General features: G+C 60.9%; 12 protein-coding genes and 2 pseudogenes. 8 read left to right on the forward strand and 6 right to left on the reverse strand.

What is annotated here, in order from left to right; all coding sequences use genetic code 11:
* Both BLT65_RS03900 and BLT65_RS03905 read left to right on the forward strand, forming a co-directional pair.
* A partial coding sequence (locus BLT65_RS03900; RefSeq protein ID WP_143036479.1) for an IS30 family transposase occupies nt 1-235 on the forward strand: 235 nt, incomplete at its 5' end.
* A 284-nt stretch (nt 236-519) separates the two neighbouring features.
* On the forward strand, nt 520-1,446 hold the full coding sequence (locus BLT65_RS03905; protein WP_167306448.1) for a LysR family transcriptional regulator: 927 nt from the start codon (nt 520-522) through the stop codon (nt 1,444-1,446).
* 224 nt (nt 1,447-1,670) lie between these two features.
* Here the strand turns inward: BLT65_RS03905 and BLT65_RS03915 are convergent, their stop codons facing one another.
* Nucleotides 1,671-2,627: a LysR family transcriptional regulator gene (locus tag BLT65_RS03915; protein WP_091774972.1), complete on the reverse strand. Its 957-nt coding sequence runs from the start codon at nt 2,625-2,627 to the stop codon at nt 1,671-1,673.
* Nucleotides 2,628-2,716: 89 nt separating this feature from the next.
* Between BLT65_RS03915 and BLT65_RS03920 the strand changes: the two genes are divergently transcribed.
* The 5 genes and pseudogenes from BLT65_RS03920 to BLT65_RS03940 all read left to right on the forward strand — a co-directional run.
* Nucleotides 2,717-3,778 carry a Gfo/Idh/MocA family protein gene (locus BLT65_RS03920; protein WP_091776075.1) on the forward strand — a complete coding sequence of 354 codons (1,062 nt, stop codon included), beginning with the start codon at nt 2,717-2,719 and terminating at the stop codon, nt 3,776-3,778.
* Between the two features lie 29 nt (nt 3,779-3,807).
* Nucleotides 3,808-4,245 (forward strand): type II 3-dehydroquinate dehydratase, encoded by a 438-nt coding sequence (gene aroQ, locus BLT65_RS03925; RefSeq protein WP_042308730.1) that lies wholly within the window; start codon nt 3,808-3,810, stop codon nt 4,243-4,245.
* Nucleotides 4,246-4,365: 120 nt separating this feature from the next.
* On the forward strand, nt 4,366-4,527 hold the full coding sequence (locus tag BLT65_RS03930; protein ID WP_007578949.1) for a DUF1328 domain-containing protein: 162 nt from the start codon (nt 4,366-4,368) through the stop codon (nt 4,525-4,527).
* A 464-nt stretch (nt 4,528-4,991) separates the two neighbouring features.
* Nucleotides 4,992-6,905 carry an AAA family ATPase gene (locus BLT65_RS03935; RefSeq protein WP_091774975.1) on the forward strand — a complete coding sequence of 638 codons (1,914 nt, stop codon included), beginning with the start codon at nt 4,992-4,994 and terminating at the stop codon, nt 6,903-6,905.
* A gap of 141 nt (nt 6,906-7,046) precedes the next feature.
* Nucleotides 7,047-7,236: pseudogene (locus tag BLT65_RS03940) on the forward strand (acyltransferase family protein); the annotation flags it as partial.
* Nucleotides 7,237-7,510: 274 nt separating this feature from the next.
* Here BLT65_RS03940 and BLT65_RS03950 read toward each other — a convergent pair.
* The 5 genes from BLT65_RS03950 to BLT65_RS03970 are packed head-to-tail and all read right to left on the reverse strand — an operon-like array spanning nt 7,511 to nt 12,750.
* Nucleotides 7,511-8,554, reverse strand: a complete 1,044-nt coding sequence (locus BLT65_RS03950) for a YncE family protein (protein ID WP_091774978.1) — start codon at nt 8,552-8,554, stop codon at nt 7,511-7,513.
* Entirely contained in the window at nt 8,551-9,786 is a 1,236-nt protein-coding gene (locus BLT65_RS03955) for an MFS transporter (protein WP_091774981.1), read from the reverse strand. The genes BLT65_RS03950 and BLT65_RS03955 overlap by 4 nt, the downstream gene beginning before the upstream one ends.
* Nucleotides 9,787-9,816: 30 nt before the next feature.
* Nucleotides 9,817-10,551 carry a superoxide dismutase gene (locus BLT65_RS03960; protein ID WP_244186410.1) on the reverse strand — a complete coding sequence of 245 codons (735 nt, stop codon included), beginning with the start codon at nt 10,549-10,551 and terminating at the stop codon, nt 9,817-9,819.
* Between the two features lie 37 nt (nt 10,552-10,588).
* Nucleotides 10,589-11,773 (reverse strand): chromate transporter, encoded by a 1,185-nt coding sequence (locus BLT65_RS03965; RefSeq protein ID WP_091774984.1) that lies wholly within the window; start codon nt 11,771-11,773, stop codon nt 10,589-10,591.
* A complete protein-coding gene (locus tag BLT65_RS03970) occupies nt 11,770-12,750 on the reverse strand; it encodes a chromate resistance protein ChrB domain-containing protein (RefSeq protein WP_091774987.1) in 981 nt (326 codons plus the stop codon). The genes BLT65_RS03965 and BLT65_RS03970 overlap by 4 nt, the downstream gene beginning before the upstream one ends.
* A gap of 104 nt (nt 12,751-12,854) precedes the next feature.
* Between BLT65_RS03970 and BLT65_RS47785 the strand changes: the two are divergent.
* Nucleotides 12,855-13,270, forward strand: a pseudogene (locus tag BLT65_RS47785) (cation diffusion facilitator family transporter); the annotation flags it as partial.
* Between the last annotated feature and the right edge of the window lie 164 nt (nt 13,271-13,434).

Consider the following 13,434-nt stretch of genomic DNA (forward strand, 5'->3'; position numbering starts at 1 on the left):
CTTCTGTGACCCTCATAGCCCCTGGCAACGTGGCACGTGCGAGAACACCAATGGTCTGCTACGCCAGTATCTGCCCAAGGGCACCAATCTCTCGGTCTACAGTCAGGATGACCTTGACGCCATTGCCGATAGCCTCAACGCTCGCCCTCGTGCCACACACGCATTTCATTCGCCGTTCGAAGTCTTCTCCACCATGCTTGCACTTGCTTCCAGCCCCGATACTTCTGTCCACTAAGCCTTGTGTTGCACTTCACGTTTGAAACCGCCCCTACTTTTCTTTGCGGCGGCAAAGAAAAGTAGGTGCCGCCCCGCACAGGGGCGACGCTTGAAGCACGACAACAAAACGCGGATGCCAGCGAAACCACAAGCAAACCACCCAGCGTGCGCCACGCAAAAGCGAATACACACCGCGACTGCCACCAACACAGATTACCCGTTGCGCCGCACTGTTTGAATAGTCGCTGACTGCAAACGTCCGTTGCGTGGAGCGCAATCGTCTTCGTGGGCATAATCGCCCGCATGGACAAACTGCTCGCGTTGAACACACTGCTCGAAGTCGCCGATGCAGGCGGTTTCGCCAAGGCCGCCCAGCGCCTCGGCGTAGCGACGTCGTCGGTGACGCGGCTGATGGACGCGCTCGAAGCATCGCTCGGCACCGCCTTGCTCACGCGCACGCCGCGCAAGGTCAGCCTGACAGACGCGGGTACCGCCTACGTCGAGCAAATCTCGAAAGTACTCGACGATCTCGCCGAGGCCGACGAGAGCATCCTCGACAGCGGCGCCGCGCCCGTCGGCGCACTACGTATCACCGTGCCGTCCGCCTACAACCGCGTGCAGCTCGCGCCGCATCTCGCCGCGTTTCTCGCCGAATATCCGCGCGTCGCGCTCGATGTCGTGGTCGCCGATCACTATGCGGACCTCGCGCTCGATCGCATCGATGTCGCCGTGCGTATCGGCATGCTGACGCGCGATCCGAATCTCGTCGTGAAGAAGCTCGCGGACAATCCGCGCTATATCGTTGCGAGCCACGACTATCTGCAACGCGCAAGCACGCCGCCGACGCCCGCCGCACTCGCCGGACACGAATGTCTGCGCATCGCGTATGGCGGCAGTTATCGCGCGCGCCAGGTGTGGACGTTTAACCGGGGCGCCGAGCATGAGCGTATCGATGTGCGCGGACGGCTCATTTCGAACAGCCTGGAGATGCTGCTCGAAGCAGTGCTCGCCGGACAAGGGCTGGCATTGTTGCCGGACTGGCTCGTCAATCTCGAGATCAACGCAGGGCGTCTGATGCGCCTCTTCGCGGATTACGACGTGACGCCGCAGAGCGGAGAGGCCGTCGTCTATGCCGCGTATCTGCCCAATCGCCGTCATTCGAGCAAGGTGAAAGCGCTGCTGCGTTTTCTCGAAGCGCGCGTCGGCGGTGCGACGGAAAACGCGGTTTGAGCGCTTCGTTGACTAGCGGTTTTTTGTTTACTGCGCGCGTGCGCAATCCCGCATTCAACGCTTCGTGCATCAGCGTGAGCATTCCGCTCTTCAGGCGCAACGACACGCCTTTGGAAACGTATGTCGAGCCGTTGCGCGCCGCGTGTGCGTCTGTTGCCGAAAGACTCGGGCCCGCGCCATGTTCGGCGGGTTGAGGCCGCAGAACGCCGCACCACACGTTTCTATCAAAACCCGCCCACGCCGCGCGTTTTCAACGCGTACGGTCCGCGCGTCAACTGTTCCTTGAGAAAGTCCACACACACGCGAATCTTCGCGGACGATGACGCGCGCGCCGACGTCACGGCCCAGACATCGGCGGGCTGCTGGTGTTGCGGCAGCACGCGCACGAGCGCGCCCGATTCGAGGCTCGATGCGACGTCCCAGATCGACGCCATGATCACGCCATAGCCTTCGAGCGCCCAGCGTTGCACGATGTCGCTGTGATTCGATGCAATCGGACCTGTGACCTTGACCGACTTCTCGCCGTCCGGCCCCGTCAGGCGCCACACGCCGAAGCGCTGGTCGCGATCGCGAAACAGCAGGCAATCGTGCTGCGCGAGATCGGCGAGCGTGCGGGGCGTCCCCGCACGCTTCAGATAGACAGGCGACGCGCACAGGATGCGCGCGCTGTCGACGATCTTGTGCGCGATCAGATGCGGCTCCTGGATGTTGCCCACCCGCACGTCGATATCGAAGTTTTCGCCGACGAGATCGACGCGCCGGTCAAGCAGTTCGAGCCAGATTTCGAGTGCGGCATAGCGCTTTCTCAACAGCATGAGAATCGGCGATACGTGGTCGCGGCCGAGGCGCAGACTCGTGCTGATGCGGATCACGCCGCGCGGGTCGCTCTTCAGCCCGGCGAAAGCGTCGGACATGCCTTGTACGTCGTCGAGGATTTTTTGCGCCCACTGGAACGCCGCTTCGCCGTCGCTCGTCACGCTGACGCGGCGGGTCGTGCGCAAGAACAGCTTCACGCCTAGACTCTTTTCGAGCAAGGCGATGCGCTTGCTCACGTGCGAAGGCGAGATGCCCATTTCGGTCGACGCGGTGATGAAGCTGGCCCGGCGGGCAACGGTGCAGAACAACTGAAGGTCGCGCAGGAAGCCGTCATTATTGGCTAATAGCGCATGATGATTTTCCATTCGGCTGCATTGTGTTGGTGATTGGCACGAGTAATCTAGTCTCAATTCACAAAGACGTCCAATCCTTGGGCGATAAACACGACGAAATCATGAGACAAATGCAGCTTGCCGTCGCCGGCGCCGGGCTTATCGGCCGACGTCACATCGAATTGATCCAGCAGAGTCCGCGTTGCCGCCTTGCCGCGATCGTCGATCCGGGTCCTGCCGCGCAGGAAGTGGCGAAACAGGCCGACGTGCCGCTCTTTCGCACGCTCGGCGAACTGTTCGCCGCGAGCCGTCCCGATGGCGTGGTGCTCGCCACGCCGAACCAGTTGCATGTCGAGCAGGCGCTCGAATGCATCGGCGCGCGTATTCCCGCACTGATCGAGAAGCCCGTCGCGCATACACTCGATGAAGGCGAACGCCTGCGCGCCTCGGCTGATGAGGCCGGCGTGCCGCTTCTGGTCGGCCATCATCGCGCGCACAGCCCGATTCTCGCGAAGGCGCGTGAGATCATCGGGGAAGGGCGGATCGGGAGGGTTGTCGGCGTGATGGGCAGCGCCGTGTTCTACAAACCCGACGAATACTTCGACGCCGCGCCGTGGCGGCGCGAGGCGGGCGGCGGCCCGATTCTCATCAACATGATTCACGAGATCGGCAATCTGCGTTCGTTGTGCGGCGAGATCGTCGCGGTGCAGGCGTTCGCGTCGAATACGGCGCGCGGGTTTGCCGTCGAAGATACGGTGGCGATCAATCTGCGCTTCGAGAACGGCGCGCTCGGCACGTTTCTGTTGTCGGACACTGCGGCGTCACCGCGCAGCTGGGAACAGACCTCGCAGGAGAACAAAAGCTATGCGTCGTATGACGACGAAGACTGTTACGTGATTGCGGGCGACATGGGTTCGTTGTCGGTGCCCACGATGCGCCTGAAGACCTACGCTACTAAAGAAGACCGCTCGTGGTGGAAGCCGTTCGACGTATCCACTGCGAGCATCGAGCGCACGGACCCGCTCGAGCGGCAACTGGATCACTTCTGCGACGTGATTGAAGGCAGCGCGCAGCCGCTCGTCACCGTACGCGATGGCCTGCAAAACCTGCGCATTACGGAAGCCATCGCGGAATCGGCCCGCACGGGCGCGATCATCGATACTCGAGTCAGCGCGACGGTCTGACGCTCTGATCTCGAACCAACGGAGGAAACATGAAAAAAGTACTGATGCTGCATGGGATCAATCACAACATGTTCGGCAAGCGCGATCCGGTGCAATACGGCACGGTGACGCTCGCGGAAATCGACGGTGCCTTGCAGGCACTGGGGCGCGAGTTGAATGTCGAGGTCGAAAGCTATCAGACCAATCATGAAGGCGACATGTGCGAACGCATTCACCAGGCATTCACTGACGGCGCGGACGCCGTGCTGATCAACGCCGGCGCATGGACGCACTACAGCTACGGGATTCGCGATGCGCTCGCGATTCTGACCGTCCCTGTCGTCGAGATTCATATGTCGAACATCCATGCGCGCGAGGCGTTTCGTCATCAATCGGTTTTCGCGGAGATCGTGAAGGGCCAGATTTGCGGGTTCGGCGTGGACAGCTATCTGCTCGGTTTGCGCGCGGCCGTTGCCGCCATTGCGTAGGTTTCCGGCTCGTATGTTCAAGGCTCCGTTGTTTGTCGTCAGGAACACGGCTTGCTCAAGTGGTTGGACGTCGCCGCGCAAGCAGCCCGGGACCATAACTCAAGCAACGGAGGTCGGAACATGCTTTATTACGCCTTGGTTTTCTTCGTCATTGCGCTGATCGCTGCTGTATTCGGCTTCGGCGGGATTGCAGCGGGAGCGGCAGGGATCGCGAAGATTCTGTTCGTCCTGTTCCTCGTCATCTTTATTGTCACGTTGCTCATGGGTGTCGTGAGACGCTGACGTTTTCGGGTACAGGCGGACCGCTTCCGGTTCGCCTGTGCCCGATCTTCGTGACCGACCCTGTCGCGGATGCAACGTCCGCGTGATGTGTCTTCGCTGCCTTGCGAAGATAAAAGTGTTTTGCCATCCAAACATCAATTGGTACTTCTTCCCGCAATGCGCCTTCTATAAGGCCAATCGGTTCGATTGCGCGAATCAGCCCTTAAATACGCCCTTTTCTACCGTTTTGGAAATGGCATAAGCCTGGGCATAATGCGATAGACACACAGCGGTCGAAAGAGGGACGCATAAGCGTGTCTTTTTTACCGACGTCATTGCACGAAAGAACTGGTCCCTTCCTCGTTCGCGGCTGCGGCCACATTCCAATCCAGTCCCGTTACGCGCATCACGCGCGCGTGCTCCGTTTTATTTTGTCCGCGCTTTCGCGCGTTGGCCACGATGTGGCCCGTTTTAGGAATCAACTGATGAAACCGGCAAAGAACACGTTCTGGTCGCGCTACGGCCGCTATGTAATGCTTGGCGTGACCGCGACGGCCTTCGCGGCGCTCGTGACGTTCCTGCATCTGCGTCACGATCAGCGTAACGTGCAAGGCTCGCCGGTACTGACGGGCGTCGCGAGCGAAATGCGCAAGGACACGTCGGCGTGGACACATCAGGAGCGCGATGCGTCGGAGATGCTGCGCGACATTCGCGAGCACAACGTCACGGCAGTCGGCGTGAGTCCGAATGCGATTCTCGTGTCGACGGGTGATGGCGCGAAGTACTACGTCACCGATCACAACGGCGCCTTCTCGAATGCGCTGCTGCTGGGCGAAATGAAAGCGGACGCGCATTCGCCGTATCAAATGGTGTACCTGCCGGACGCCGATATTCACACCGGCTCCGCGCGCTGGATGGATGCTTTCGACAAAGCTCGTGACGCGATCAGTGTGCTGTTGCCGCTGCTGTTGATCGGCGGACTCGTGTGGTTCATGCGCCGCGAAATGACGAGCGGTGCGCGTTTGCTCGAAAGAACGCCGGCGCTTTCATTCGAAGACGTGATCGGCGCAGGCGAAGCGAAGGCCGCGCTGTCCGACATTCAGGCCTATCTGACCAATCCGAAACAGTTCACGGGAATGGGCGTGCGCGCGCCGTGCGGCATCCTGATGACGGGTGGGCCGGGCGTCGGCAAGACGCGTCTCGCACAGGCGCTCGCGGGCGAGTGCGGCGCGAACTTCATTTCGATCACGGGCAGCTATTTCAGCGCAAAGTACTACGGCGTTGGCATTCAGAAGGTCAAGCATCTGTTCGAACTCGCGCGCAAGAATGCACCGACCGTCATCTTCATCGACGAGGCAGACGGTCTCGCGAAGCGTACCGATACGGGCGGCGGCCCCGTCGAGGCCGAGAGCAATCGCGTCATCAACCAGTTGCTCGCGGAGATGGACGGCTTCGAATCGAACGAGGGTGTGATTATCGTCGCGGCGACGAATCACCCGGACAATCTCGATGAAGCGTTGCGCCGTCCTGGCCGTTTCGATCGCACGGTGCAGGTGCGTCTGCCCGATCTCGAAGATCGCGCGGACATCATCCGTTTCTATGCGGAGCGGTTGACGTCGAAGGCCGCGGATATCGATTTCAATCAGCTCGCGCGTCTGACCACGGGCCTGTCGCCCGCAACGCTCGCGATGGTCGTCAATCAGGCCGGGCTCGTAGCGCGCAAGGCGGGCGACAACACAGTGGCCGCGAAGCATTTCGTCGAAGCGATCAAGATTGCACGTATCGGCGATGTGAATGGCGCGGAGCGCGCGCTCACGGAAGAAGAGCGCACCCGTATCGCTGTTCATGAAGCCGGACACGGACTCGTTGCGGCCCTGCTCGGCACGGGCATCCTCGAAGAGGTGACGATTCTGCCGCGCGGCGGCGCGTTGGGTGTCGCGCTGATCACGAAGACGCAGGACAAGCACCTGTACCGCGAAACCGAAATGCGCAACGAGATTCAGGTTTTGCTCGGCGGGCGCAATGCCGAATTGCTGATGTTCTCGGAAGCGTCGAGCGGTGCCGCGTCGGACTTGCAGGAAGCCTCGCGTATCAGTCTCGACATGGTGTCGAAGTTCGGCTTCAACGCGGACGGCAATCTGTTCAGCCTGGCCGCGCTGCCTGCGCAATACGCGGGTTTGCAGATGAAGGGCGCCATCGAGCACGCGAACATCCTGCTCAAGGATCTGAGCGACGCATGCTATGCGCTGCTGCGCGACAACGAGCCCGTGCTGCGCGCGATTGCGGACCAGTTGCTCGAATCGGAGACGGTGCCGGGTGAAACGGTTTATCGGTTGATCGACGCGCACAAGACGAGCCGCGACGGCTTGCATCTGGCGGAGCAGCCGGAAGCGGCGTAAAGCGATTCACAAAGCTATTCACGTCTGTTTCTCCGCACTACACGACGCAGGCGAAAAAAGCAGGAACTCCCGCAAAGCACGATCTGTCCACGAACCTCGCGGCCTTGAAAGGCGCAGTCACCACGCGAGGAGGACAGTCGAATGGATAACGGACGCGTTGCCGCGCTCGACGCAGGTCGGGCGCTCGCGATCGTCGGGGGCGTTGCAGTACACCTGTCGTTTCAGTTTCCTTATCTTCCATATGCCGTCACGCTCGTGGCGCGCATGGGTCAAGACGGCCTGCAGCTATTTTTCGTGATCAGCGCGATCACGATCTTCGTGGCGCTTGAATCGACCAGTCAAAGCATTTCGAAGCTTTTCGCATGCACGATGGCATTCAGGCTGCTGGGGGGAAGTTTCTTTCGCAGTTGCCTTCGCACGATCTGCGTCCGGGGCTCCCTTTCCGTCGAACACGTACAAGGTCATCCCGTGCTCGTCGACCAGCCTGCCATCGCTCACGTGCGGGGCGGCAGCCATGGCGAAGGTTGCTGCGAGTAGTACCGCCAGCATGGGGACCGCTTTCATGGCTAACCTCCTGTTGCCATCGTTTCCGGTGACACAAAAACTCACCGTGGTGCCATCACACGGAGCACTGGACGACCGTCGACGTTCTTCAGCGGGAAAAAGACATGATGTGTCGATGGGTCGACACCAACCACGTGCGCGTTAGCGCCGATGCTCCCCTCGCCAGTCTTCGACACAGTCGACGACTCAACGGCGAACATCGACACGATGCCTGCTTCACCAGCAACATAAAGCGTGCTCCGACCGGGATCGAACGCGAGTACGTCAGGGTCCTCGCCGACGTTAAACGACTGGATGACGTTTCTCGTAAGCAGGTCCAACTCCAGTAGCCTGGCGTTGTCTTCGCAGGCGATAAACGCGAGGTGGAGTTGCGGAACGATGTACAGCCCGTGGTTGCCCTTAGCGCCCGGTAAATCGATCCGCGCAACGATCGCATCATTCGTCGGATCGATTTCGACAAGTTGTCGCTGTGACTGCGCGTTCACGAAGACGTGCCGAGAAACGGCGTCGTAATATGTGTTGCCGACGGTGCCGCCCAGCTGGATCGTGTTGGTGCGACGATTGGATTGGGTGTCGATCACTGTTTCGGTCCCACCCGTCTCGTCCGACACGTAGAGTTTATGAGTGTCCGGCGCGTAGGCCATCCCGTCCGGATAGATGCCACCCGGCATGCGTGCGGTGATCTTCAGCGTACGCTCGTCAATGGCAACGACTTCATTCGAGCCAGTTGCTGACGCATAGACGCGCGACAACTCAGGCACAACGAGTACGCCATGCACTTTGGCAATGTTGCCGATGCGAGCAACCACGCGCGAGTTTTGTGTATCGACGACGACGACTTCGCTGTCGCCCAGATGCGCGATGAACAGCAGATGACGAACGGGATCGAAGCTCTCATAGTCGAGACGGGTCGAGCGCCCGGGTAAGGGCACGTCAGCGACATGCGTGAGCGGCAAGTCAGCGGTCCCCGATGAGTGGGCGGCCTGAGGAACGCGATACACGAAAACGCCTGCGCCAGCGGACAGCACGCAGAGAACGACATACAAAAGCACGGCTCTGCGGCGGGACATCGGTTTGTGCGTCATGAAGACCCTCCGTCTGGCCGAACGCGGCGGAATGAGACGAGCAACGCAAGGTCATAGGCAATCTTGAGCAGACCGCAAGCGACCAACGGAGCGCCGAGCCATCCAAAGCCGAGAAGCATCCCGGATAGCGCGGGTGCGAGCGCTGCCGCGAGGCTTCGTGGCACTGCGGTAAAGCTGGCCGCAGCGGGCCGTTCAGCCGGCGTAACGATCGACATGACGTAAGCGCTGCGAGTCGGTACGTCCATTTGCGAGAGGGCGCTACGCAGAAGGAGAAGCGCCAGGGTCAACGCGAGCGATGGCGAAAACGCTGCGGCAATTAGACATACGCTCGACGGGATGTGTGTGAACACCATCGTATTGAGCAAGCCAATCCGGCGCGATAGCGGTGCTGCGGCTAGCTGGGAACCCGCGCTGAGCAATCCCGCCCAGAAAAAGAACTGACCTGCCGCGCCGAGCGACAGTCCAAACCGCTGGATCAACCACAAGGTCAGCAGGGAGTTGACGAGGAGACCACCAGCAAAGGCATCGACGCTAAATAGCAGCGCAAGGTGCGTGACGATTCTGCGTGACGGCCCAAGCGGTACGTGCGATCTGTCAGCCGACACATGGGGCGCGGGTAGATGCCGGTAAAGTACCCAGACGATGAACCCTGTTGTCGAGTAGGCGATGAACATCGCGCGCATCGCCATGAGCGGTGGGATCCCCACGTGTGCTGCGATCCAGTCGGGCAGTCCGGCCGCGAGGGCGCCGAGTGCGGCTGACAGCGCACCGACAAGGCTATAGCGCGCGAACAGGGCGGTACGCGCATCGCCTGTCGCCGACTCCGCGAGCCGCGCGTGTTCAAGCGGAAGAAACAGGCTGACATCGCCCGAACTCGGGTTCAGCGTGCCGACGAACGCAACGATGAGCAGTGGCCATAGCGATGACAGCCCCGCGAACGCCAGACCGGTGGCGATCATGAGCACTGCCGCGAAGCGCAGCAGACCTCGCGGCGCAAAGCGATTGCCGACGAGACCCACTAGCACAGTCGCTAAAGCCGAGCCGAACAGCGTGGTCGTGCTGATAAGTCCGACAGCCAGTTGTCCAAAGCCAAGCGCCAGCAGATAGCCGGGTAGCAGCACCGCGACAAAGCCGTCGCACATGCCGCGAAGCCCACGGGCAACTAGCAGGATCAAGGCACCGCGCTCGACTCCATCGGGAAGGAGCAAGGCCGGGCGAGTCAGGATACCCATGGCGGCCGCCGAATACGCTCGGGGTACATGTCAGGCTATTTTTTGAGCGGGCATCGCCGCCCGTAGCCTCGACGCGGCATTGTCCCAGTTGATGATGCTGAAAAGCTGGTTGACGTAGTCGTTGCGCCGGTTCTGGTATTTCAGGTAGTACGCATGCTCGAACACATCGAGGACGAGGACGGGCTGGATGCCCCACGCCGTGAGTTTCTGATGGTTCTCGCATTGCAGGATCATCAGCTTGCCGGTCGCAGGGTGATAGCCGACCACACCCCAGCCCGACGCCTCAACGGCGACCGTTGCAGCGATCAGTTGCCCCTTGAACTTCGCATAGGAACCGAAGTTCCTGTCGATTGCCTTTGCGAGTTCGCCCTTCGGTTCACCGCCTTTCCCCGAGATGCTCGTCCAGTAAACCGTATGCAGGATGTGGCTGGACAGCTGGAAGGCTAGCTCCTTCTCGTAGAACTTCACGAGCGCGAAGTCGTTCGAATCCCGGGCTTTCGCAAGTCCGTCTTCTGCCTTGTTGGCGGCGACCATTGCGGGCTTGTGATGAAAGTTGTAGTGCAGTTCGACGGTGCGGGCATCGATCGCGGGTTCAAGCGCGTCGTAGGCGAAGGGCAGCGGACCGGCCACATATTTGCCGTCCGGGTCGGTCAGCCTGTCGACAAAGCCGGGCTCGTCAGCCGCGTGTGCGTTTTGCGTCTTTGTGAGCAGAACTCCGGCGCCGACGGCAGCCGTGCTGTGGAGGAATGTACGACGTGTTGCCAAGACTGCTGTCCTCGGAGGTGTACGCACGCGCAGGCAATCAGACGGCGTGCGAGTGAATGAGCGGGTACACAACAAGACCGATGAGCGCAGCGGCGATAACGATGACCGGTTCCTGCAGCTTCTTGAAACGCCAGAGCAGCAGCGCAGTCGCGAACGCCAGCAGAATCGTCGGCCAGTCGACAATGGAGCGCCGCGCGATGACGATCACCGAGCCCGTGATCGCGCCAACAGCGGCGGCCGTGATGCCGTCGACGAATGCCTTGACGGAGGGCAGCTTGCCGTACTTCTTGAAGTACGGCGCGGGTAGCACGGTAAAGAGATAGCACGGCAGGAAGGTGCCGAGCGCCGCTACGCAGGCACCCGAAAGACCTGCGACCAGATAGCCGATGAAGCCTACTGTGATCACGACTGGCCCCGGCGTAATCATCGCAACGGCGACGGCATCGACGAACTGTTTGTCATTGAGCCAGTGATGTTCGGTGACGACACCGCCGTAAAGGAACGGCACGATCGCCAGCCCGGAGCCGAACACGAAGGCACCGGCCTTCGCGAAGAACAATCCGATCTGGCCGAGTAGCGGCCAGTCAATGCCGCCAAAAATTCCGCTCGCGACGGGCAATTGCGTTGCCGCAACGACGTTCAGGCCACCCTTCGCAAGCCATCTGGGCGGAGCCACAACGAACCAGTTGATGAGGCCACCCGCAATGAACAGCCACGCGATTTCGGATTCGGTGATGACGGTCACCGCAGCGAGCGTCAGGTAGATCGCCCACAGAAGCCAGTTTCTGCCCAAGGTCCTCGTCGTGAGCTTGTAGGCGCTCATTGCGATGATTCCGACAACGGCAGCACCCACGCCATAGAAGGCCGCCTGCATCCAGGAGAGGCCCCCGAAATGCGCGTAGGCCCAGCCGAGGCCGACGACCATCAGGAACGACGGCAACACGAACGCGATGCCAGCGAGCGTCGCGCCGACGAGGTGATAATGCACGTGGCCCATGTAGATGCCGAGCTGTGCAGCCAGCGGTCCGGGCATCATCTGCGCGAGCGCCAGGCCCTCGCGGTAATCCGACTCGCTGATCCAGCCACGCTGCTCAACGAGATCGCGGTGCATGTAGCCGACGAGCGCAACAGGTCCGCCAAAACCGAGCGTGCCCAGCCTTAGCATGTAGAGCACTAGCTGCCCCAGTGTGTAGCCGGGCGCCGTTACCGTCGTCGTGCTCATGATCGACCTTCAGCGTCGCGAGTTTTCGCAGCCGACGCAAAGTGTGTGTACAGACAATCCAGTACACGGGACATTTCATCGAGCAGTTGATCGTCATCGGCCACGCGCTCCCTGGCTCCTGACATCACGGCTTCAAAGCCGATCGCTTCGGGAACGAGGGCGCCACCAACGTCGAGGGTATGGACCATCTCGCCAAGCCGAAGCAGTGCCGGGTCCTCGTCGAGACCAAAGCTTGCAATCAGTACCTCAAAGGTCACGCGCTCACCGACATGAGTGAACGCCGCACCGTCGAAGTCAAAACCAAGTGCGTGGGCCGGGCAGGTGCCAGGCGATGTGAGCCAGATGAACCGGGCATCGCGATCGATGAAGCGCCGGATCAGCCAGGCGCTCGCCACACGATCGACCCACATGTGCTGGCGCGTGGCCCAGGTGCGGCCCTGATAGTCACCGACTGACAGCCTTCGGATGGGACGTTCGGCGGAATGGGGCTCGCCCGGCGACAGCACAGTGTCGATCAGACCGATGAAGTCCTGCCACGCAGCCTCGGTGCGGGTCGAAGCGTCGCCCGGAAAATAGTCGATCGCGACGATCGCTTCGTAGTCCTTGCGCAGCTTTCGAAGCAACTTTGTCAGATCTGTCGTCGACTGGCCGGAAACCGTCTTGCGTGCGTCCTTCAGTGAGCGCATGAACCCGGCGTGATCGTCACCGCGGTCGAAAAGCGCGCGGAACTCCTGTTCCTGCGCGGCATCGAGGCTCGGTGCGCGCAGCAGATGCGCGGTGCCACCACTATCCGCGATGGCGTTCGCCAGTTCGCGGAGCATCTGCTCGCGCTCTTCGGTGTAAGGCAGCAGGTAAATGCCGTCGCGCAGCACAGCACATCCCTTTGCTTTCAGTGTTCGCCAGAAGCGCATGCGCGCTGTGGCGTTCTCGGTTGGAAGCGTGAGAACCAGCAGGGACCAGATTGTCGATACGTTCATGTAGCGTAAACTACACTCGTGTAGTGAAATCTACAAACAGTATTTTTCGACGGAGTTGCGATCGGCGGCGCATTCCCTCAAGGGGACAGCGCGTGTTCTCGCCGGTTCGGATTCACTTTAGTGAGGCGATTCCCGTTGCGGTGTTCGGGTTGCTGGTGATTGTTGGTCTCCTGCTCGCGTGGCGGTTTGGCTGGGTCTGGATGGATCCTGCGGCCGGGATCGTTGGTGCCCTCGTGATGCGAACTGGTCTTATGGGCTGCTGCGCGACACGGGCGCAATCCTGCTGGATATGAATCACGACCGACGCCTGTCTGATGACGTACGCCGAACCGTCGAGAACGCCGGTGACACAGTTCTCGATCTTCATGTCTGGCGCCTCGGTCCCGGTCACATGGGCGCGGTCTTGTCGGTTGCGACGGACAAGACGCAGCATGGGCCAGCGTTCTTTCATGCGGCATTGGCCCATTTCAAAGGTCTTTCTCATGTGACTGTTGAGGTCAATCCGTCCGGAGCGACGTGATACCTTTCTTGCCGCTGGATCGATTCGTAGTCGCAGCGCGAACCAACGCCAAAGCGACGTTGGGCTTTCAACTCCGTTCGACGATGATCTATAACTGAAAGCCGGGCGCGGCGTGTACGACAGCGGCGTCGGCACGAGCCTTCGACCGTGGCAGCAGTCATCCG

This window comes from Paraburkholderia steynii (genome assembly GCF_900100565.1).
Lineage (GTDB): Bacteria > Pseudomonadota > Gammaproteobacteria > Burkholderiales > Burkholderiaceae > Paraburkholderia > Paraburkholderia terrae.